The 20,676-nt window shown below is 69.0% G+C and carries 20 protein-coding genes; 9 read left to right on the top strand and 11 right to left on the bottom strand.

The window, feature by feature from the left end; translation table 11 throughout:
* Positions 1 to 462 precede the first annotated feature (462 nt).
* Entirely contained in the window at positions 463 to 1,350 is an 888-nt protein-coding gene (locus HSX14_RS11870; protein WP_173178384.1) for an AEC family transporter, read from the bottom strand.
* A 120-nt stretch (positions 1,351 to 1,470) separates the two neighbouring features.
* Here HSX14_RS11870 and HSX14_RS11865 point away from each other — a divergent pair, with 120 nt between their 5' ends.
* From HSX14_RS11865 to HSX14_RS11845, 5 genes are all read left to right on the top strand, one after another.
* Positions 1,471 to 1,827 carry a rhodanese-like domain-containing protein gene (locus HSX14_RS11865; RefSeq protein WP_173178383.1) on the top strand — a complete coding sequence of 119 codons (357 nt, stop codon included), beginning with the start codon at positions 1,471 to 1,473 and terminating at the stop codon, positions 1,825 to 1,827.
* Positions 1,827 to 2,621, top strand: coding sequence for a cytochrome c (locus HSX14_RS11860; RefSeq protein WP_173178382.1), 795 nt, complete (start codon positions 1,827 to 1,829; stop codon positions 2,619 to 2,621). Before HSX14_RS11865 ends, HSX14_RS11860 begins: the two co-directional genes overlap by 1 nt.
* A gap of 90 nt (positions 2,622 to 2,711) precedes the next feature.
* On the top strand, positions 2,712 to 3,155 hold the full coding sequence (locus HSX14_RS11855; protein ID WP_173178381.1) for a hypothetical protein: 444 nt from the start codon (positions 2,712 to 2,714) through the stop codon (positions 3,153 to 3,155).
* 21 nt (positions 3,156 to 3,176) lie between these two features.
* Positions 3,177 to 5,999 carry a DUF4132 domain-containing protein gene (locus HSX14_RS11850; protein ID WP_173178380.1) on the top strand — a complete coding sequence of 941 codons (2,823 nt, stop codon included), beginning with the start codon at positions 3,177 to 3,179 and terminating at the stop codon, positions 5,997 to 5,999.
* Entirely contained in the window at positions 5,996 to 6,262 is a 267-nt protein-coding gene (locus HSX14_RS11845; protein ID WP_173178379.1) for a hypothetical protein, read from the top strand. The genes HSX14_RS11850 and HSX14_RS11845 overlap by 4 nt, the downstream gene beginning before the upstream one ends.
* A gap of 242 nt (positions 6,263 to 6,504) precedes the next feature.
* Here HSX14_RS11845 and HSX14_RS11840 read toward each other — a convergent pair whose 3' ends face one another.
* From HSX14_RS11840 to HSX14_RS11825, 4 genes are all read right to left on the bottom strand, one after another.
* Entirely contained in the window at positions 6,505 to 7,236 is a 732-nt protein-coding gene (locus tag HSX14_RS11840; protein WP_111264281.1) for a proteasome-type protease, read from the bottom strand.
* A 133-nt stretch (positions 7,237 to 7,369) separates the two neighbouring features.
* On the bottom strand, positions 7,370 to 8,173 hold the full coding sequence (locus tag HSX14_RS11835; RefSeq protein ID WP_173178378.1) for a transglutaminase family protein: 804 nt from the start codon (positions 8,171 to 8,173) through the stop codon (positions 7,370 to 7,372).
* Positions 8,170 to 9,120 (bottom strand): alpha-E domain-containing protein, encoded by a 951-nt coding sequence (locus HSX14_RS11830; protein WP_021222640.1) that lies wholly within the window; start codon positions 9,118 to 9,120, stop codon positions 8,170 to 8,172. Before HSX14_RS11830 ends, HSX14_RS11835 begins: the two co-directional genes overlap by 4 nt.
* Positions 9,121 to 9,122: 2 nt before the next feature.
* Positions 9,123 to 10,532 carry a circularly permuted type 2 ATP-grasp protein gene (locus tag HSX14_RS11825; protein ID WP_111264283.1) on the bottom strand — a complete coding sequence of 470 codons (1,410 nt, stop codon included), beginning with the start codon at positions 10,530 to 10,532 and terminating at the stop codon, positions 9,123 to 9,125.
* 393 nt (positions 10,533 to 10,925) lie between these two features.
* On the opposite strand from HSX14_RS11825, the gene ydcS reads away from it, so the two are divergent.
* Positions 10,926 to 12,083, top strand: a complete 1,158-nt coding sequence (gene ydcS / locus HSX14_RS11820; RefSeq protein ID WP_173178377.1) for a putative ABC transporter substrate-binding protein YdcS — start codon at positions 10,926 to 10,928, stop codon at positions 12,081 to 12,083.
* 515 nt (positions 12,084 to 12,598) lie between these two features.
* Here the strand turns inward: ydcS and HSX14_RS11815 are convergent.
* The 6 genes from HSX14_RS11815 to HSX14_RS11790 form a co-directional block, all read right to left on the bottom strand.
* Positions 12,599 to 13,342, bottom strand: a complete 744-nt coding sequence (locus tag HSX14_RS11815; protein WP_173178376.1) for a type 1 glutamine amidotransferase — start codon at positions 13,340 to 13,342, stop codon at positions 12,599 to 12,601.
* 134 nt (positions 13,343 to 13,476) lie between these two features.
* A complete protein-coding gene (locus tag HSX14_RS11810; protein ID WP_173178375.1) occupies positions 13,477 to 13,818 on the bottom strand; it encodes a ribonuclease E inhibitor RraB in 342 nt (113 codons plus the stop codon).
* A 258-nt stretch (positions 13,819 to 14,076) separates the two neighbouring features.
* The gene (locus tag HSX14_RS11805; protein WP_173178374.1) at positions 14,077 to 14,976 is read right to left on the bottom strand and encodes a DMT family transporter; all 900 of its coding nucleotides are present in this window, start codon (positions 14,974 to 14,976) and stop codon (positions 14,077 to 14,079) included.
* Between the two features lie 208 nt (positions 14,977 to 15,184).
* Complete coding sequence (locus tag HSX14_RS11800; RefSeq protein ID WP_173178373.1) at positions 15,185 to 15,946, bottom strand: SDR family oxidoreductase; 762 nt, start codon at positions 15,944 to 15,946, stop codon at positions 15,185 to 15,187.
* Between the two features lies 1 nt (position 15,947).
* Positions 15,948 to 16,886 carry an alpha/beta hydrolase gene (locus HSX14_RS11795; RefSeq protein ID WP_173178372.1) on the bottom strand — a complete coding sequence of 313 codons (939 nt, stop codon included), beginning with the start codon at positions 16,884 to 16,886 and terminating at the stop codon, positions 15,948 to 15,950.
* Positions 16,870 to 18,345: a flavin-containing monooxygenase gene (locus HSX14_RS11790; protein ID WP_173178371.1), complete on the bottom strand. Its 1,476-nt coding sequence runs from the start codon at positions 18,343 to 18,345 to the stop codon at positions 16,870 to 16,872. Before HSX14_RS11790 ends, HSX14_RS11795 begins: the two co-directional genes overlap by 17 nt.
* A gap of 166 nt (positions 18,346 to 18,511) precedes the next feature.
* Between HSX14_RS11790 and HSX14_RS11785 the strand changes: the two genes are divergently transcribed.
* From HSX14_RS11785 to HSX14_RS11775, 3 genes are read left to right on the top strand one after another with little or no spacing between them, the layout of a single operon-like run.
* The gene (locus HSX14_RS11785) at positions 18,512 to 19,552 is read left to right on the top strand and encodes an AraC family transcriptional regulator (RefSeq protein WP_173178370.1); all 1,041 of its coding nucleotides are present in this window, start codon (positions 18,512 to 18,514) and stop codon (positions 19,550 to 19,552) included.
* On the top strand, positions 19,549 to 19,893 hold the full coding sequence (locus HSX14_RS11780; protein ID WP_173178369.1) for a hypothetical protein: 345 nt from the start codon (positions 19,549 to 19,551) through the stop codon (positions 19,891 to 19,893). The genes HSX14_RS11785 and HSX14_RS11780 overlap by 4 nt, the downstream gene beginning before the upstream one ends.
* Positions 19,893 to 20,438: a GNAT family N-acetyltransferase gene (locus HSX14_RS11775; RefSeq protein ID WP_173178414.1), complete on the top strand. Its 546-nt coding sequence runs from the start codon at positions 19,893 to 19,895 to the stop codon at positions 20,436 to 20,438. The genes HSX14_RS11780 and HSX14_RS11775 overlap by 1 nt, the downstream gene beginning before the upstream one ends.
* Positions 20,439 to 20,676: the final 238 nt, after the last annotated feature.

Raw genomic sequence — 20,676 nt, 5'->3', positions numbered from 1 at the left:
AATGACCGAACTGCTCAGCGCCATTGACTTCTGCGCTCAGACGAACGGTCGCCTGACCCCGGGGTCAATGCGATGCGTCTGGCGCAAGGGTTGCCACGCGCGGCTCCGGCACCACCCGGCGATGGGGTTCTAAGCATTCGCCTATTGATCCCAAGCGTTCTAAAAGGATCGGGGGCCGGCCCCTAGAGTTCAGGGTGTCAGAGGTCGTTGCCGGGTTTTGCCGGAGCGGCTCTATCCACCCACCGCCAAGGAGGCGGCCAGGCCGACAGGCAGGCCGTTGACGCCCGACGCACGGCGCCTCCAACAAAAACAAAGGCAGCAGGCCATGTTCAAACAGCCGAAAATGCGGCAAGCGAGCCTCATCGTCTTCGCCACCACCGTCATCCTCATCCTCCCCAACCTGACCCGGCTGGTCGGCTGACAACGCGGGCATCGTCCTGTGCTGCGCACCGCCGCGAGCGGTCAACGCAGCGCAGGTAGCCACCAGGCCAGCAGCAGCGGAATGGTCACGAACGACAGCAGCGTCGAACACATCACCAGGCTCGCCACCTGCTCCGGCGAACGCCCGGCGCGCACTGCCAGCAGGTAGTTGAACACCGCCACCGGCATCGCCGACTGCATCACCAGCACGCCCAGGGTCAGCGGCTCCAGTTGCAGCGCCAGGCCCACTCCCCAGCCCACGCCCGCACCAAAGAGGATGCGCAGTGCCCCCTGCAGCAGGCCGCTGCCCAGGTGGCCGACGCGGATACTGGCGAGCGACACGCCGAGGGTCAGGAGCATCAGCGGGATGGTCATGCCGCCCAGCAGCTCGATGGTGTTGGCCAGCCAGCGCGGCAGCGTCAGGTCGAAGACGATCAGCGGGATGGCCAGGGCCAGGCTGATGACGATGGGGTTGATGAACAGCTTCTTCACCGAGCGCTCGCTGCCCGAGAGCAGCAGCCCCAGGCTGAACTGCACCACCGCCAGCGCCAGGAAGAAGCCCACCGCCAGCGCCAGGCCCTTCTCGCCGAACGCGTAGAGCGCCACCGGCAGGCCCATGTTGCCGGAGTTGGGAAACAGGAAGGCCGGCACCAGCACGCGCCAGTCCTGCTTCATGGCCCGGCCGAGGCCCATGCCGATCGCCCCCATCAGCGCCGTGGTGAGCAGGCAGGCGAGCGCGATCTGGCCGAAGGCATGCTTGTCGATCTGCGCCTGGCTGAGGGTGGAAAGCACCAGGCTCGGCGTGCCCACGTTGAGAACCAGACGAGCGACGAAGTCTGTCGGGTAATTCTGCCCGGAGCGTGCCCAGGCATAGCCGATACCGGCGGTGATGAGGATCGGCGCCATGACGGCGAACAGCGCGGCCAGCATGGCCCGCTCCTTAGCCCGGAGGGTCGTGGAATGGCTGGAAGGCCCGATCCTAGCGGTTCGCGATGACCCTCGGCAATTGTGCTAGGGTCCAAGGGTTCTTGTTTTTCAGGGAGTTACACCATGCGCAAGATGCTCGCCACGCTCACCCTTTGCCTCAGCCTTCCCGCAGCCGCCGCCGACGTCGACCAGGCCGCTGCGCTGGAAGCCCTCAAGCAACCGGGCGCCGTGCTGATCGACGTGCGTACACCGGAAGAAATCGAGGCAGGAGCCTTGCCCGGTGCCCGTTACATCGGCTTCGAGGACATCGGTACGAAAATCGCGGAACTGGCACCGGACAAGCACACCCCCATCGTCCTCTACTGCCGCAGTGGCCGCCGCTCCGGCATCGCCCAGGACGATCTGCGTGCCAGGGGCTACACCAATGTGCAGAATGCCGGCGGTTACTCCACCCTCAAACCGATTCTGGACACGCCCTGATGCGCCACCTGCTGCTCTGCCTGCTGTTGCTGACCCCCATCCTGCACGCCGCCGAGCTGGTGCTCGAATTGCCCGGCGGCACACAACGCTGGGACAGCGCCAGGCTGCTGGCCCACCCCCAGGCGCGGGATATCGACGTACCCGCGGATGTCGCCTACAAGCGCACCATGCATTACCGCGCCCTGCCCCTGGCGGCGCTGCTGGACGGGGTCGAGCCCGGCCAGCACCTGCAGGCCGTGGCGGCGGATGGTTTCGCCGCCGAACTGCCCGCCGCGCCCCTGCTCGCCAAGGACGGCGCACGAGCCTGGCTGGCGGTGGAAGACCCGGGCAAGCCCTGGCCGCCCCTGGCCGAAGGCAAGCCCAGCGCCGGGCCCTTCTACCTGGTGTGGACCGACCCGCAGGCCGGCGGCATCGGCCCGGAGCAATGGCCCTTCCAGGTGGTCAGGATCCGCTACCTGGCTTCGGTCGCCGAGCGCTTCCCCGCGCTGCTGCCGGCAGCCGATGCGAGCGCTGACGTCCAGGCCGGCTTCGCCCAGTTCCAGAAGAACTGCCTGGCCTGCCACCGCCTCAACGGCGCCGGCGATGCGCAGTTCGGCCCCGACCTCAACTTGCCCTACAACCCCACCGAATACTTCGCCGAGGGCTTCCTCCAGCGCTACATCCGCGACCCGCAGGCCATGCGCCGCTGGCCCCAGGGCCGGATGCCCGCCTTCCCGGCGGCGGTGATCGACGATGCGCAACTGCAGCAACTGGTCGCCTACCTGCGCCACATGAGCGGTCGCAAGACGCCGTGATGTCCCTCACGGACGGGCGCGGATGGACTTTTCCGGCGCCCGGACCGGCGCTACGCTCACCCACCTGAACCGCCGGCCGGGAGGGCCAGCATGAGCACCGAGCTCCACGTCGAAAGCCTGGTCCTGCGCGGGGCCCGCAACGAGGCCCTCACCCCCGACCTCAACCTGCACCTGGACGACTCCCGGCTCAGCCTGGGCGAGCTGATCCGCCGGGTGGTGCTGCACCAGGTGGCCGAACGGACGGTCGCCGGCTGGCTGGATCGCCTTCAGGCCAGCGGCCCCTCCGACTACCTCAGCGACGATGAGATCCGCCGCCAGGCCGCCCGGGGCGCCATCAAGCCGCACGCCGAGCGCCCCGACGCCCTCCGGATCGACGCCGAAGCCGAAGTGCGGCGCGCCCTGGAGGGTTTCCGCCAGCGCCGCTACCGCATCCTCCTCGACGGCCAGATGCTCAACGACCTCGACCATTCCCTCGACCTGCCCGCCCAGGCCCGGCTCACCTTCCTGCGCCTGGTCCCCCTGGTGGGCGGCTAAGCCCTTACGAACGGACTCCCCATGCAGCATTACCAAGCCGACACCCGGCAGCAGGCCCGCATCGACCTGCTCGAAGCCTTCCTCGACCGCCAACTGGATGCCCTGCCCGAACGCGACGCCCTGCTGGCCGAAGACGGCTACCAGCATCCGTTCTGGGACGAGGTGGACGGCCTCGCCCTGGCCGACGCCTTCCTCGCCGAAGCCGGCCCCGAGGGCCAGCAAGCCCTGGTGGACGCCCTGGTCTTCCCGCGCAGCCTGCGCCATGACGAGACCGACCATGCCTACATTCGCCAGCGCCTGCTGCAGATCGTCAGCCAGGCCGGTGTCGAGGCCTACCCCAGCCCCTATGGCTTCCAGGCACTGGAGCGGCGCGTGCGGCACATGCTGGTCCACGCCTTCGAGGACAGCGACCACGCCCTGCAACCCGGCTACAAGGCCGACAACCACTGGGGCTATCCCTCTGGGGCCTGGGCCACGCCCGGCCTGGCGGAGTGCCTGGCGCTGCTGGCCGGGCACCCTGTCGACGAAGCCTGGCTGGACCTGGCCCAGTGGCTGCTCGGGGGCGAATGGGACCGCCCCAACCCCGCCTCGAACGCTTACTACCCGCGTCTTGCCGAGGTCTACCAAGGCAAGGCGACGGAGGCCATCCGGCGCTTCGCCGTGGGCCTGGCCGAGGCCGGCCGCCTGGAGGCGACCCTGCACGAGCGAGCGGTGCGTACCTGGGCCGAGAGCCTGTGCACGCTGCCGCCCCTCGTCCAAGGCGACAGCACGGGCGAGCAACGGCTCGACGCGCTCAACGCCGAGTTCGTCGATCACGCGCTGACCCAACTGCCGGACAGCGCCACGCTGTTGCGAAGCCTGATCGATGAGCCCGGAACCTCCACTGCACACTGGCTGCTGGCCGGTGTGCGCGAGGTAGCGCGCCTCGGCCTGGAGCCGGAGGCCCTCGAAAGGCACTACGAAAACCATCAGGGCCGGGCACTGACCGCCCTGCTCGACATCGGCCACCTGGAAAAGGACGAAGAGGCCGCACTGGCCGAACAGCTCGCCGGCTTCCCCCGCGCCAGCCTGCTCACCGCCCTGCCCTTCAGCGGCGCGGCCAGCGAAGCGGTGCTGGACGCCCTCGGCTGGGGCGACCTGAAGCCCCTGCAGCGCCTGTACCTCGACCTGGCGCTGGCCACCGACCACAGCGGGCGACAGGTGGAAGACCTGCAAAGCAGCGACGACCCGGAGCTGGGCGTGGTGGACCGCGACGCCCTGCAAGCCGCCCTGGACCAGGCCGACGCCGGGCACCTGGCCGACTACCTCGCCGCGCTGGAAGGCACCCCCTGGGCCTTTCCCAACACCCGCCTGCTGCTGGACGCCTTCCGTGGCCTGGAGCGCAAGGCCCTGGAGAAGAAGCTGCAGCGCCACGCCCAGGCCGCCCTGCGCGCCTACGGCCTGCTGCCCACCCGCGGCGCGGACGAAACCCGCGAGCGCTACCTGGCCCTCAAGCGCTACCACCGCGAAGTCGAGCGCTACGGTGCCGAACGCCAGGCCAACTCCCAGGCGGCCATCCAGGCCGGGCTGGAGAACCTCGCCCGCACCGCCGGCTACGGCGACGCCACGCGGCTGGAATGGGCGATGGAAGCGGAGATCGCCGAACAGACCCCGGACCGCCTGCACCTGGACGGCTACGACCTGTGGCTGGAATTGCAGGGGCTCAACCCGGTCATGGTCGCCAGCAAGGGCGGCAAGCGCCTGAAGTCAGTCCCCGCCGCCCTGCGCAAGCACGACGGCCATGCGGAGCTGAAAACCCTGCAGGGCCGCATGAAGGACCAGATCCGCCGCTTCCGCTTGACCCTGGAAGCCATGATGGCCCGGGGCGAGGCCCTGGAGCCGGCGCAACTGCGCCAGCTGCTGCGCATGCCGGCAGCGCGCCTGCTGCTGGACCACCTGGTGCTGCGCGATGGCGACGGCCTGCTGGGCTGGCTGGACGGCGACGCCTTCGCCCTGCGCCCGCTAACCGGACCGGCACGCCCCATCGAAGGTCCGCTGCTGATCGCCCACCCGCTGCACCTGTACGAGGCCGGTGCGCTCTCCGCCTGGCAGCAGGCCCTGGTGGCCCAACGCCGGGTGCAGCCATTCAAGCAGGTGTTCCGCGAGCTGTACCTGCTGACCCCGGCCGAACGGGAGAACGGCCTGAAATCCATGCGCTTTGCCGGCCACGTGCTGCGCAGCGCCGTGGCAGCCCGCCTGCTGCGGGCCCGGGGCTGGACCACCCACGACGGCGAAGAGGTGTTCCGCAACTGGGGCCAGGGCCTGTATGCCTTCGTCGACTTCCCCGATGCGCAGCGCTACCTGGCGCTGACCGAGACCATCACCCTGCAGGCCATCGAATTCGTCCGCGACCGCGCGCCCCTGCCCCTGGAAGAGGTCCCGCCGCTGGTGTTCTCCGAGACCCTGCGCGACGCCGACCTGATCGTCTCCGTGGCCTTCACCGGCGAGACCGGCACCCACGCCGGCAGCGCCGAGGTCATCCAGCGCCGCGCCGAACTGGTGCAGGCCCTGGTGGGCAACCTGGGGCTGGCCAATGTGCGCTGCGAGGGCCACCACGCGCACATCACCGGCAGCCGCGCGCGCTACCGGCTGCACCTGGGCAGCGGCGTCATCCATATCGAGCCGGGCAACTACCTGTGCATCGTCCCGGCCGGCAAGCCGGCGGATGACCTCTACCTGCCCTTCGCCGACAGCGACGCGCGCACCAGCGAGATCATCAGCAAGCTGTTCCTGCTGCTGGACGACGGGGCGATCGACGACCCCAGCATCCTCGAACAGATCCGCCGCAGCGAGGTGCCGGCGTGAGCGACGTACTCGCCGCACGGTTGGCCGAAGTCGAGGACGCGGCCAGCTTCCTCGCCTTCGTCCGCGCCCTGCGCGAAGACCGCCTGCGCGCCGTCGCCGCCCCCGCGACCGGGCAGTGGGCCCACGACACCATCGAGGACTTCCTCGACGGCGCGCTGGCCTGGGCCGATGACAGTGACTTCGGTGCCCGCCAGGGTCTGGCGGGCGCCAACCCCTGGCGCTGCGCCGCTACCTTCCTGCTATGCGGCAGCCTTTACGAGTAACGCCTTTGACCTAGCGCTCAGGGACGCGGGTTTCACCCGCCCTACGGCATCGTTGTTCGCGGAAAAAGATGCTGGCGCCGCCTCCCACGTGGGAGCGAATTCATTCGCGATGAAGCCGGCACCGTGCCCGCCCATTTCGCGGCTGAAGCCGCTCCCACAATTCCGGTTCAACCTACAGGCGCCCACAGCCTGTAGGGGCGAATTCATTCGCCCGCTCTTTCGTGCCGCCTGCGAGTCCAACCTCAGACGTTGTATTCCGCCGGTGGCGCCGGCAGTTTCTCCAGCACCTCGTGCAGCCCGGCGGCCCACTGGCGGCGGACGCCTTCGTAGTACTCGTCGTCCTCGGTGACGCGGTAGCCGGCGGGGAGGATCAGGCTGTCGGTGTGGTAGACCAGCAGGTCCAGCGGCATGCCGACCGAGAGGTTACTGCGGATGGTGGAGTCGAAGGAGACCAGCGCGCACCGCAGCGCCTCCTCCAGGCTGGTGTCGTGCTTGAGGTTGCGGTCGAGGATCGGCTTGCCGTACTTGCTCTCCCCCAGTTGCAGGAAGGGCGTGTCCTCGGTGGCCTGGATGAAGTTGCCCTGCGGGTAGATGCTGTAGAGCGCGGGCGGCTGGCCGGCGATCTGGCCGCCGACGAGGAAGGAGCAGGTCAGGTCGGTGTTGCCCGCCAGCGGCGCGCCGTCGCGGGCCACCACCTCGCGGATGGTCTCGGCGACCAGGGCGGTGGCGTCGTAGAGCGTGGGCACGCTGTCGAGGTTCACCAGGGTGCTGCCCAGGCGCTGCTTGAGCAGGTTGACCACCGACTGCGAGGTGGCCAGGTTGCCCGCCGTCTGCAGCACGATCAGGCGTTCGCCCGGCGTGCCGAAGGTGAAGAGCTTGCGGAAGGTGGCAATGTGGTCGATGCCCGCGTTGGTGCGCGAATCGGAAACGAACACCAGGCCATCGGCAAGGTGCATGGCGACGCAGTAGGTCATGGTTCTCTCCCGTTTTTATGTGCCCCCCGCCTCCCCCGCGCCTTGCGCTTCGGCATCACCGGCCCGTGCCTGCCGGGATGGCAGGCGGGCAGTCGAATGACCGGTGATGCAGCGAGAAGTCCTGTGACGCGTGTTACTGCTGCTCCTGGACCATCAGCAGCGGCGGCACGTCGATGTCGACGCGCGCGTGCATCTGCTCGCCGCCGCCACGGCGCATGCCGCGGACCGGGCAGGCGTCCAGGTAGTCCAGGCCGACGGCGAGCTTGAGGTGGCGCTCCGGGCGGGACAGGCGGTTGGTGACGTCGAAGCTGTACCAGGCATCGCCCAGCCAGGCTTCCGCCCAGGCGTGGCTGACCAGGTGGGCGTTGTTCTCCTTGTACAGGTAGCCGGAGACGAAGCGCGCCGGCACGCCGAGGGTGCGGGCGCAGGCGAGGAAGGCGTGGGTATGGTCCTGGCAGACCCCCGCACGGCCGGCGAAGGCCTCGGCGGCGGTGCTGTCCACGGCGGTGACGCCGGTCTGGTAGTCGATGTGCTCGTGCAGCGCGTCCATCAGGGTGATCAGGCCGCTGCGCTCGGGCCGGGGCTTGCAGTGGGCATGGGCGAAGGCACGCAACGCCTCGTCCGCCGTGGTCAGGCGGGTGGAGCGCAGGAATGGCAGCGCCGAGAGCTTGTCGTGCTCGGCCTCGCTGTGCTCGTCGATCTCCACCTGGCCACGGGCGCCGATGACGATGGCCTCGTGGGGTTCGTCCAGGGTCAGCACGTGGAGGATGTTGCCGTAGGGGTCGATCTGCGCGCGTACCGGGCGCGGCAGGTCGAGCTGCCAGCTGAGGATGTGCTGGCGCTCGCTGTCGTGGGGCGTCAGGCGCAGGTACTGGATGCTCGCGCGAACCTGGTCGTCGTAGCGATAGGTGGTTTCGTGGCGGATGGACAGTTTCATACGGCCTCCAGATAAGAGCTGTGGATCGCTCTGGCCAATTGGCGAACCAGCAGGATGAAGTCGGTGAGCCAGCCGTGCAGGCCCTCACCGAGGATCTCGTCGATGCTCGTGTAGCGCAGGCGTGCGTCCAGCTCGGCGGCCAGGCGCTGGGCCGGCCGGCCGTTCTCGCCGGGCAGGCTGGAAAGGATCAGGTTGAGCTCCTCCATGCAGGCGCGCAGGGAGCGCGGCACGTCGGGGCGCAGCAGCAGGAGCTCGGACACCTGGCGTGCGCCGGGCGAACCCCGGAACACCTCGGTGTAGGCCTCGAAGGACGACAGCGCGCGGAGCAAGGCGCTCCACTGGTAGTAGCCACGTGCGGACGTATCGCTGACCTCCTCCGCCTCCTCGCCGAGCATCTCGTAGCGTGCATCGAGCAGGCGCAACGTATTGTCCGCCCGTTCTATGAAGGTTCCGAGACGGATGAAGCGGTAGGGGTCGTGACGCATGATGGTGCCGAAGGTGGCGCCGCGGAACAGGTGCGAGCGCTCCTTGACCCACTCGCAGAAGCGCTTGATCCCGTAGCGCCCCAGGCCCTCGCCGGCGATGCCGCGCATCTCCAGCCAGGTGGCGTTGATGTTTTCCCACATGTCGGCGGTGATGCGGCCGCGCACGGCGTGGGCGTTGGTACGGGCGGCGCCCAGGCAGCTGTAGATGCTCGCCGGGTTCTCCGCATCGAGGGCGAAGAAGTGCAGCATACGCTCGGCGTGCAGCTGGCCGTGGCGGGTCAGGTAGGCGTCCAGGGTGCCGGTGATCAGCAGCGGCATGGCGAGCTCTTCCAGGCCATCGCCACGGCCGTCCTGGGGCATCAGCGACAGCGAGTAGCTCACATCGAGCATGCGCGCGAGGTTCTCGGCGCGCTCCAGGTAGCGCGACATCCAGTACAGATCGGAGGCAGTACGGCTCAGCACGATCAGTCCTCCACGATCCAGGTGTCTTTGGTACCGCCGCCCTGCGACGAGTTCACCACCAGCGAGCCTTCGCGCAGCGCGACGCGCGTCAGGCCGCCCGGCACCAGGCGCGTTTCACGGCCGGAGAGGACGAACGGGCGCAAGTCGATGTGGCGCGGGGCGATGCCCTTCTCGACGAAGGTCGGGCAGGTGGACAGGCTCAGCGTGGGCTGGGCGATGTAGGCCTCCGGCCGCGCCTTGAGGCGTTCGCGGAAGGCTTCGATCTCCGCCTTGGTGGCGGCCGGGCCGACCAGCATGCCGTAGCCGCCGGAACCCTGGGTTTCCTTCACCACCAGCTCCGGCAGGTTGGCCAGCACGTGGGACAGCTCCTCGGGCTTGCGGCACTGCCAGGTGGGCACGTTGGCGAGGATGGGTTCCTCGTCGAGGTAGAAGCGGATCATGTCGCCGACGTAGGGATAGATCGACTTGTCGTCCGCCACCCCGGTGCCGATGGCGTTGGCCAGCACCACGTTGCCGGAACGGTACGCCGCCAGCAGGCCGGGCACGCCGAGCATGGAGTCCGGGTTGAAGGCCAGCGGGTCGAGGAAGGCGTCGTCGAGGCGACGGTAGATCACGTCCACCGGCTGCGGGCCGGAGGTGGTGCGCATGTAGACGCGGTCGTCGCGGACGAACAGGTCGGCGCCCTCCACCAGCTCGACGCCCATCTCGCGGGCGAGGAAGGCGTGCTCGAAGTAGGCGCTGTTGAAGCGCCCCGGGGTCAGCACCACGACGCTGGGGTTGTCCAGCGGGCTGGAGCTCTTGAGGGTCTCCAGCAGCAGGTTCGGGTAGTGGTCGATGGGCGCCACGCGCTGCGCCGCGAACAGCTCGGGGAACAGGCGCATCATCATCTTGCGGTCTTCGAGCATGTAGCTGACGCCGCTGGGGGTGCGCAGGTTGTCCTCGAGCACGTAGTAGGTGCCGTCGCCGTCGCGCACCAGGTCCACGCCGGCGATATGGGCGTAGATGTCGCGATGCAGGTCCAGGCCCTGCATGGCGATCTGGTAGCCCTCGTTGGCCAGCACCTGCTCGGCCGGGATGATCCCCGCCTTGATGATGCGCTGGCCGTGGTAGAGGTCGGCGAGGAACATGTTCAGCGCCTTGACGCGCTGAATGCAGCCGCGCTCGACGACACGCCACTCGCTCATGGGGATGGATCGGGGAATGGTATCGAAGGGGATCAGGCGCTCGGTGCCCTGTTCATCCCCATAGAGGGTGAAGGTGATGCCCGCCCGGTGGAACAGCAGGTCGGCTTCGCGCCGCCTCTGGGCAAGCAGCTCCTCGGGGGTATCGGCCAACCAGCGGGCGAATTCCCGGTAGTGCGGGCGGCATTCGCCACTCGCGTCGTACATCTCGTCAAAAAAGGTGCGGGCCATGCCGGACTCCTTGTCACCACCGACCATCTTGCAGTCGCAAGCCTCGTGCCAGCGACTCAACCCTTTACGTATCAATGAGTTGCACTCGGACTCCAGCTCCGACGCACTGCGATGGTGCAGCTTCGGAAGCGGAACGGGTGCCACCGCCCCGTTTGGCGGCGATACGGATTAGGACGGGGAGCTGCGCGTACTTGTTCCCTAATTCTTCGCTCATCGCGAATGCGCCCACGCAAGCAGTCTAGGACAAGGCCGCCAGCCTGCCCGCGCCGTCGGTAACCTGGCTTGTCAGGCCACAGGCCGCGAACTACGCTCGCTTGAGCACCTCCCGCCTCACGGCCCGCTGCTCTTGCGGTCGCCGCCCAGGCTCCGCCGCATCCGCATCAGGAGTCGACCATGTCCTCGATCAGAAGCACCCTTTCGGCGTTCGCCTGCGCCAGCGCCCTGCTCAGCGGCGCGCTGCAGGCCGCACAACCGCTCAAGCAGATTGGCGAGGGCGAAGGCGCGCTCGACATCATCGCCTGGCCCGGCTACGTCGAGCGCGGCGAGACCGACAAGGCCTACGACTGGGTCACCGCCTTCGAAAAGGACAGCGGCTGCAAGGTCAACGTGAAGACCGCCGCCACCTCCGACGAGATGGTCAGCCTGATGGCCAAGGGCGGCTACGACCTGGTCACCGCCTCCGGCGATGCCTCCCTGCGCCTGGTGGCGGGCAAGCGCGTGCAGCCGATCGACACCGCGCTGATCCCCAACTGGAAGAACGTGGACGAGCGGCTCAGGGACGCCCCCTGGCACACCGTGGCCGGGCAGCATTTCGGCACGCCCTACCAGTGGGGGCCGAACGTGCTGATGTACAACACCCAGGTCTTCCCCAAGCCGCCGACGAGCTGGAACGTGGTGTTCGAGGAGACCACCCTGCCCGATGGCAAGAGCAACAAGGGTCGCGTGCAGGCCTACGACGGCCCCATCTACATCGCCGACGCCGCCCTCTACCTGCGCCGCACCCGGCCCGAGCTGGGCATCCGCGATCCCTACGAACTGAGCGAGGCGCAGTACGCCGCCGTCATCGCCCTGTTGCGCGGCCAGCAACCGCTGGTCCACCGCTACTGGCACGACGCGACCGTGCAGATGAGCGACTTCAAGAACGAGGGCGTGGCCGCCTCGGGCTCCTGGCCCTACCAGGTCAACGCCCTGCGCGGCGAGAAGCAGCCCGTCGCCTCCACCATCCCCACGGAAGGCTCCACCGGCTGGGCCGACACCACCATGCTGCACGCCGAGGCCAAGCACCCCAACTGCGCCTACAAATGGATGAACTGGTCCCTGGAGCCCAAGGTGCAAGGCGACGTGGCGGCCTGGTTCGGCTCGGTGCCGGCGGTCCCCAAGGGCTGCTCCAGCAGCGAACTGCTCGGCGCCGGCGGCTGCGCCACCAACGGCTACGACCAGTTCGACAAGATCGCCTTCTGGAAGACGCCCCAGGCCAAGTGCGGCGAGGGGCAATGCGTGCCCTACAGCCGCTGGACCCAGGACTACATCGCGATCATGGGTGGGCGTTAGCGGGCCTGCCCGAGGCGCCGTGCGACCCTCTTCGCGAATGAATTCGCTCCCACCCCGGACCCGACCGCTGCGTAGGGTGGAGGTCGCTTTTTACCTCCACCAGGCGGGGTCGATCACGGCACGGCGTCAGGCCTGGGGGTTTACCTCGGCAGGAGAGCGGCGGCGCTGCGCGCCGCTTGGCGAATGAATTCGCCCCTACAGGGTCTGGACCTCATGTAGGTCGGGTGCGACCCGACGATGGTGCACAACGCCGCGGGTTCCACCCGCCCTACGCACCACGGACTCCATGGCAATCATGGGTGGGCGCGTTGCACGGCCCTTTTCGCGAATGAATTCGCTCCCACCCCGGACCCGACCGCTGCGTAGGGTTGAGGTCGCTTTTCACCTCCACGCGGCGGGGTCGATCACGGCACGGCGTCAGGCCTGGGGGTTTACCTCGGCAGGAGAGCGGCGGCGCTGCGCGCCGCTTGGCGAATGAATTCGCCCCTACAGGGTCTGCGCCTCATGTACCAGCGCTAGGCGCTCAGGGCGGGGGCCGAGCGCTGGGACTGGTCCTGGAAGGCCAGGTCCAGCCAGCGTCGGTAGAACCCTTCCGCCACCTGGTGCAGCGCCTCCACCTTGGCCGGCAGGTCTTTGAGCATGCGCTCCCTGGGCTGCTGGCTGGGCTGGGTCTCGTCGAGCAGGTGGGCCCAGTCGGTGAGCCACAGTCGCACCAGTTCCTCGGTCATCTCCGGGTGGCCTTGCAGGGCCAGCACCTTGTCGCCCCAGGAGAAGCCCTGATTGGGGCACCAGGGGCTGTCGAACAGCCACTGCGCGCCGTCGGGCAGATCGAACGTATCGCTGTGCCACTGGTAGACCGGGAACTGCATGGGCAGGTGCGCGACCCAGGGATTGCCCACCGCCAGCGCGCGCTTCTCCAGCGGCTGCCAGCCGATCTCGGTATAGGGCATGCGGTGCACCGCCGCCCCCAGCGCCCGTGCCAGCAGCTGGCCGCCGAGGCAGTGGCCGATGATGGGGATGTCCCGCGCGATGAAATGCCGCAGCGCCGCGATTTCCGCTTCGATCCAGGGCAGTGGGTCGTTGACGCTCATCGGCCCGCCCATCACCGCGACCGCGCGCGGGCGATCGAGGTCGTAGCCGTCCAGTTCGCCCTGGTCCGCGCGCAACACGGTGAAGGCCCGGCCTTGCGCGTCCAGCACGCTCGCGAGATGGCCAGCCGGACAGAAATCGGCGTGGGTAAGAATCAGGATATCGGTCATGTCAGCCCTCCGTTTCCGGAGTCTGAGGCAAAGCCCGTGCCGAGGTCGAGTCAGGAAAAGGTAAGTTTTTTCAGGCACCTGGAACGACACCGGCCAGCGCAGGGCTGGCCGGTGATTACCAGGCGTTGGGGAACTCAGCGCGAAGGCGCGGGGAGTTCCTGGGTCACGCCCCATCCATCCAGGGTCCCGCCGAGGGGCACGACCAGCTCCTCCAGGTCGTGTTCGAAATCGCCGATGCCGGCGTGGGTGGCGTACATCACCTTGCTCACCTGCAGGTGCCAGGCCCCGTCATCACGGGGGGATACCTGGGCGTTCAGCCATTCACCGCAGAACTTTCGCGCAACCATCCGGGCCCGGTCCTCGTCGGGGAAGATGGCGTAGAACTCGATGGGATGTACCCGGGCGAAATCGAAACCGCCCTCTTTCATGCGCCGTAGAACATTGCTGCTGACGTCATCGTGGAAGGTTGTGCTCATGGTAACGACCTCCTCTCTGGCGATTGATGAGTTTCGCTTGTAGACGGCCGAAGGTTTCGGCCTCGCGACGCCTGGCGGCGTCGCCACGGGCGGCCCCGCGGACGCGGGGCACCACCCTGGCCAGCCCCCGTGAAGGGGATGGCCGCTGCTTTTCTCACGCACAACGATCGACTGCATCAGAGTGCAGGTTAGCGTCAGCTCGGCCGGTCTGCCCGCCGTCGAGCGAACTTTCCTTCGCCCGGCACGACGGGCGGCACTTCAGGCGCCGCCGGGCGAAACCGCCCGTCGCTCCGCCCGCCCACCGAGGCCGATGGCACCCAGCACCAGGGCCATGCCCAGGGCCTGGCCGGCGCTCAGCCCTTCGCCCAGCAGCAGGCCGCCGACCAGCACCGCGCCCACCGGCATCAGCCCGGTGAACAGCCCGGCCACGCTGGCCTGCACCTGGCTGATGCCGCGGTACCAGAGCAGGAAGGACAGCACGCTGGCGCTCAGCGCATAGAACAGCACCCAGGCCCAGGTCGCCGGGCTTATCGCCATCCAGTCGAACGCGGGGGCCTGCACCAGAGCCAGGGGCAGGAACAGCGCCAGCCCGGCGAGGTTCACGCCGAAGGCCATCGCCCAGGGATGCAGCGCCAGGGACAGGCGCCGTGAATAGATGGCGAAGATCGCCTCGGCCAGCACCGCGCCCAGCACCAGCGTATTGCCGAGCACGCTGCCGGTGCCGCCCTCGCCACCGCCCAGCAGGTTGAGCAGGGCGATGCCCGCTACCGCCAACGCAATCGCCAGCGTGCCCTGCGCGCCGATCCGCTCACGCAGCCAGAACCAGGCCAGCAGCGCCACCACGCTCGGCGTCGCGCTGGTGATGATGCCCGCACTGGTGGCACTGGTGTGCTGCACGCCATAGAGCATGAACAGGCTGAACAGGAAGCAGCCGAAGAACGCCTGCAGGAACAGCCCCTTGCCGGCCGTGGCATCCAGACCCCGACGCACCCTGGACGACAGCATGCCCGGCGCCAGCACCAGGGTGGCGATGAGAAAGCGCAGGCAGGCGAAGACGAACAGCGGCACCTCGGCCAGCACCAGCTTGCCGATGGCGATATTGCCGCCGACCAGCAGCATGGACAGGGCGAGACAGGCGTAGGCGAACCAGGGGGTCATGGAAAGCGTCCTTGCGGGCGCACCAGGGAGGTGCGGCCGGCCAGGCTATACGGTGCCGGCCCCCGTGCAAAGCCACCCGGAGCTGTCTCTTCGATGGGTCCCCGCTTTCGCGGGGATGACGGCGTGCAGGGAAGCCCCGCAGACACCGTCACCCTCGCGGACGCCGGGCCCACTGGAGGCCGGCTGCAGCCATGACCCGTCGGCCGCCCTACTCCCGGCTCAGCCGGCCCATGATCAGCCGGCTGATCCACGGCGGCGACACCTGCCCGGACCAGTACATCAGCTTGAACAGCAGGCTGATGGGGCGGTGCACCGCGGCGCCATGGGCCTGTTGCCAGGCCGCCTCGGCGATGTCCTCGGCCTTGAGGTTCACCCCGAGGCGGCGCAGGGTCGGCGGCTCGAAGCGCTGGCTCTCGACCATCGGGGTGCGCACGAAGGGCGGCATCAGGTCGCCGACGCGGATGCCGTGGCGGCGCCATTCCAGTTCCAGGGCCTCGGTGAAGCCGCGCACGGCGAACTTGGAGGCGGAGTAGCTGGCCATGTGCGGGGTGCCGTAGAGGCCCGAGGCCGAGCCCATGTTGATCACCTGGGCGTCGGCGGTGGCCTTGAGATAGGGGAAGGCCGCGTGGGTCATCTGCACCAGGCCCAGCACGTTCACCGCGAGGATGCGCGCGTGCTCGGCCACATCGATCGTCTCGAAGTGGCCGAAGCGCAGCAGGCCCGCGCAGTTGAACAGCAGCCGCAACTGCCCGTCATGGCGCCCGCAGAAGTCCGCCAGGGCGCCTTCGACGGCGGCCAGGTCGGTGACGTCCAGCGCCTGGTACCAGAGCCCGCCCAGTTCGGCGGAGAGTTCCTCCAGCGGCTGCGGTGCGATGTCCAGCAGGCCGACGGTCCAGCCCTTCTGGTGGAACAGCCGCGCCGTGGCCCGGCCGATGCCGGAAGCGGCGCCGGTGATGAGGATGTTGTGCATTTCAAGCCCCCTCGCCGCTGCGGGCGTGGATGAAGGCGAGGATGCTGGCCAACGCCTGGTCGGCGGCACGCAGCATGCCGGCGTGGGCCTGGAACACGTGCCACAGGCCGGGGTAGCGCTCCAGGCGCACCGGCACCCCGGCCGCCCGCGCCGCGACCGCCAGGCGCAGGCTGTCGTTGAGCAGCAGCTCGTCCTCGCCCACCTGCACCAGGATCGGCGGCAGGCCGGCCAGGTCGGCGTAGATCGGCGACAGCCCGGGGTCGCGGCGATCCAGCCCGGCAGGGGCGTAGAGGCTGATGGCCTGCTCCATCCACAGCGGATTGAGCAGCGGATCGCCGGCCGGAGGCTGGTGCATCTGCTCGCCGCTGAAGTCGGTCACCGGCGACAGCAGCACCAGCCCCGCCGGCTGCGGCAGCCCCTGGCGACCGAGCTCCAGGGCGGTGATCAGGCTGAGATTGCCGCCTGCGGAATCACCGCCGATGACGATGCGCTCGCTGGAATACCCCTGGGCCAGCAGCGCGCGGTAGGCCGCCACGGCATCCTGGCGGGCGGCGGGGAACGGGTGCTCGGGCGCCAGGCGGTAGTCCAGCGCGCAGACCGACAGCCCGCCCCGGCGCGCCAGGGTGGCGGTGATGGCACGGTGGGTCGCGGCGGCGCCGATGAGGAAGGCGCCGCCGTGCAGGTAGAGCAGCACGCTGCCGTTGTCCCGTGCCGGGCGGTGCCATTCGCAGGGCACCCCGCCGAGGCTGTCGCGACTGCGGGTGACGCCGCGCATCGCCACCGGGGTGGAGGTCAGCGCGCGGATCACCGCCCGCTGCCCGGCGATGGGCATCGGCGGGCGCACCAGGCCCCGGAACAGCACCCGCAGGCCCCCGCGCAGCACCGCACGCAGCAGCGGCTGGCCGGCATCGGGCGCGGTGAAATCAACGGACGCATTCATAGTGGTCGAGCTCCGGTTGGCGGGTCTGTTGGCGGTAGGTCAGGGTGAAGCCGGGCCAGTTGTTGGTGTTGCGGCCATCGGCGGTCTTGTACCAGCTGTTGCAGCCGCGCTCCCACACCGTATGGCGCACGGCGTGCTGCAGCCTGTCGTTGAAGCGGCGCTGCACCTCGGGCTTGAGGTCCATGTAGCGCAGGCCGTCGCGCTGCAGCGCGCGCAGGCAGCCGAGCACATAGGCGAACTGGCTTTCCAGCATATAGAGGATCGAGTTGTGCCCCAGGTTGGTGTTCGGCCCGTAGAGGATGAACAGGTTGGGGAAGCCGCTGACGCTGATGCCCAGGTAGGCCTCGGCGCCCTCGCGCCAGGCCTCGTTGAGGTCGCGGCCGTCGCGCCCGCGGATGCTCATGGGGGCGAGGAAATCGGTGGCGGCGAAACCGGTGCCATAGATGATCGCGTCCACTTCGCGCTCGCGGCCGTCGGCGGTGAGCACGCCACGCTCGCTGATGCCGGTGATGGCCTGCTCCACCAGCTCGACGTTGTCCCGCGCCAGGGCTGGGTAGAAGTCGTTGGAGATGAGGATGCGCTTGCAGCCCAGCGGGTAGTCCGGCTGCAGGCGTCGGCGCAGCTCCGGGTCACGGATACCGCGGGACAGGTGCCGGTTGAAGCTCAGGCGCATCACCTTCATCAGCGGCGGGAAGACGGTGAAGGCCAGGGCGCGCGCCTCGTGCTGCACGTACTTGAGCAGCCGGTCGACCTTCTGCAGCACCGGCAGGCGCTTCATCAGCGCCAGCTCCCACGGGCGGTAGGCGCGGTCGGGCTTGGCGATGACATAGGCGGCGGAGCGCTGGAACAGGTGCAGCTGCGCCACCTGCGGCGCGATCTGCGGCACGAACTGGATGGCGCTGGCGCCGGTGCCGATCACCGCCACGCGCTTGCCGGCCAGGTCGTAGTCATGGTTCCAGCGCGCCGAGTGGAACACCTCGCCGGTGAAGCGCTCGATGCCGGGCAGGCGCGGCATGGCCGGCCGGTTCAACTGGCCGCAGGCGCTGATCAGGGCGCGGGCGCTGAAGTGCTCGCCCGTGGTGGTTTCCACCCGCCACAGCGCCGCCTCTTCGTCGAAGCGGGCGCCGGCCACCTCGGTGCCGAAGCGGATGCGCCGACGCAGGCCGTGGCGCTCGGCGCACTGCTGCTGGTAGGCGTGGATCTCCGCCTGGGGCGCGAACTTGCGCGACCAGTCGAGCTTGGGCTCGAAGGAGAAGGAGTAGAGGTGAGAAGGCACGTCGCAGGCCGCGCCGGGGTAGGTGTTGTCACGCCAGGTGCCGCCGAGGTCGGCGGCCTTCTCGAGGATCAGGAAATCCTCGATGCCGCATTGCTGCAGGCGGATGGCCAGGCCGAGGCCGCCGAAGCCGGCTCCGATGATCAGCACGCGCAGGGGCGCCGGGTGCTGGGGATTGTTGTTCATTGTTTTCTCCCATGCTCGCCGCAACCGTCGGGGACCAGGCCAGCCGAACGTGCGGATGAGAGGATGCTAATGCGCGGCGACGCACGCTGTTTATGGCATGATCGGACAGCGAATTGTGCCTTTCGGACATAAATGCCCGTTCAACTGCCAAGGAACGCGACACGATATGCAGGACATTTCCCACTGGCCGCCCCGCCGCAGTGCCATCAGCGTGCAGCTGCTCACCCAGTTCGGCCTCGACCACGGCCTGTCGGTCGAACGTTGCCTGGCCGGCACCGGCCTTGACTGGAACGCCCTGGCCGACCCCGGCGCCGAGGTCAACGCCACCCAGGAACTGGCCCTGGTGCGCAACATCGTCCAGGCCCTCGGGCACCTCCCCGGCATCGGCCTCAAGGCCGGCCGCCGCTACCACCTCAGCACCTATGGCATCTGGGGATTCGCCCTGCTCAGCAGCCCCACCTACCGCAGTGCCGCCGAACTGGGCCTGCGCTACCTCGACCTGACCTACGCCTTCCACACCATGCGCCTGGAAGAGCACGACGACGAAGCGCACCTGGTGCTGGAGGGGCGCGGCCTGCCCGAGGACCTGCGCGGCTTCCTGCTGGAGCGCGACATCGCCGGGGCCCTCAGCGTGCAGCGCGACCTGAACAATGCCGACCTGCCGCTGCAGCGCGTGAGCCTCGCCCTGCCCGCCCCGGCCGACGCCACGCCCTACCGCGAGCTGCTGGGGGTGATGCCGGGCTTCGACGCCCGGGAGAACCGCATCGTCTTCGCCCGCGCCCTGCTCGACCTGCCGCTGCCCGGCGCCAACCCGCAGGTGGCGCAGCAGTGCGAGGCCCAGTGCAAGGCGCTGCTGGCGCGCCGCCGGGTGCGCGCGGGGCTCGCCGGGCGCATCCGCGATCGCCTGCTGTCCCAGCCGGGGCTGCTGCCGGACATGGAGCGCATCGCCACCGAGCTGCACATGACCTCGCGCACCCTGCGCCGCCGCCTGGACGCCGAGGGCACCTCCTTCCGCCAGTTGCAGGAGGAAGTGCGCAACGCCCTGGCCGAGGAACTGCTGGCCACCGATGGCATCCGACTGGAAGAGATCGCCGAACGCCTCGGTTACGGCGAACTGTCCAACTTCATCCATGCTTTCAAACGCTGGAAGGGCATCACGCCCGGCCAGTACCGCAGCCAACTCCAGACCCGGAACGCCCTGTCATGAGACCCGCCCTCGCCCTGCCCCTGCTGCTCGTTGCCGGCCCGCTGCCGGCGGCCACCCTGGACACCCCCGGCTACCGCGTCGAGATCATCGAGCAGTGCGACGAAGGCACCGTCGGCTGCGACAACGTGCTCTACCGGGGCACCAGCAAGAAGAGCGGCAACACCCTCGAACTCAAGGGTCGCCAGCTCATGCGCCTGTGTGCCGACGGCATCACCCCCTGCCATTCCCTGGGCTACGAGTTCAACAACGGCGATACCCACTACTTCGTCGGCGAGGACGGCCGCCTGAGCGTGACCCGGGGCGACCGCACGCTGGTGGACCAGCAGGGCGAGTGGCGCTGATGCTCGCCCAGGAGGACTACCCGGTGGTTCCGGCCGAGCCCCGCCACCTGGCGGTGCTGGCCGAGATCGAGCGCGCCGCCGCCAGCCTGTTCCCGGAGGGCACCCTTCCCGAACTCCTGCGCGAGGCGACCGTGCCCCAGGCGCTGCTGGCCCAGGGACAGGCCGAAGGCCGCCTGTGGGTGGCACAGGACAGCGGCGGCATGGCCGTGGGCTTCGCCCTGGTGGAGGTGCTCGGCGGCATCGCCCTGCTCGCGGAACTGGACGTGCTGCCGGCCCTGGGGCGGCGCGGCATCGGCCGTCGCCTGATCGCCGCCGCCCGCGACTGGGCCGAGGCACGCGGCCACGATGCGCTGTACCTGACCACCTTTGCCGAGATTCCCTGGAACGCCCCCTACTACGCCCGGCTCGGCTTCCGCCCGCTGGAGGAGGCCGAACTGCACGACGAGCTGATCCGCCGCCTCAAGGAGGAAAAGGCCTTCGGCCTGGCCGACCGGGTGGCCATGCAACTGCGCCTCGGCCCGGTGATCCCCGCCCCCGTCCCGTAGGATGGCGTAGAGCGCAGCGAAACCCATCAATCCCGAGCCCGAACCCACGCCAGCGCCACCGACCACCACAGCATGGGTTTCGCCAAGCTCTACCCATCCTGCGCGCGCCCTATACGTCCCCTAACATCGCCCCGCGAGCCGCCCTGCGGTCGTTGCTTTCCCGCCCGACCGGGGCTTGGCTGACACCAGGAGCCGCAACATTTTGTGACACCGGCAGTCAATCCAAGGACAGGCCCGG

This window comes from Pseudomonas tohonis, from assembly GCF_012767755.2.
Taxonomy (GTDB): Bacteria; Pseudomonadota; Gammaproteobacteria; order Pseudomonadales; family Pseudomonadaceae; genus Metapseudomonas; species Metapseudomonas tohonis.
The sequence above is the reverse complement of the archived record's forward strand: the minus strand, read 5'-3'. Positions and strand labels throughout refer to the sequence as shown.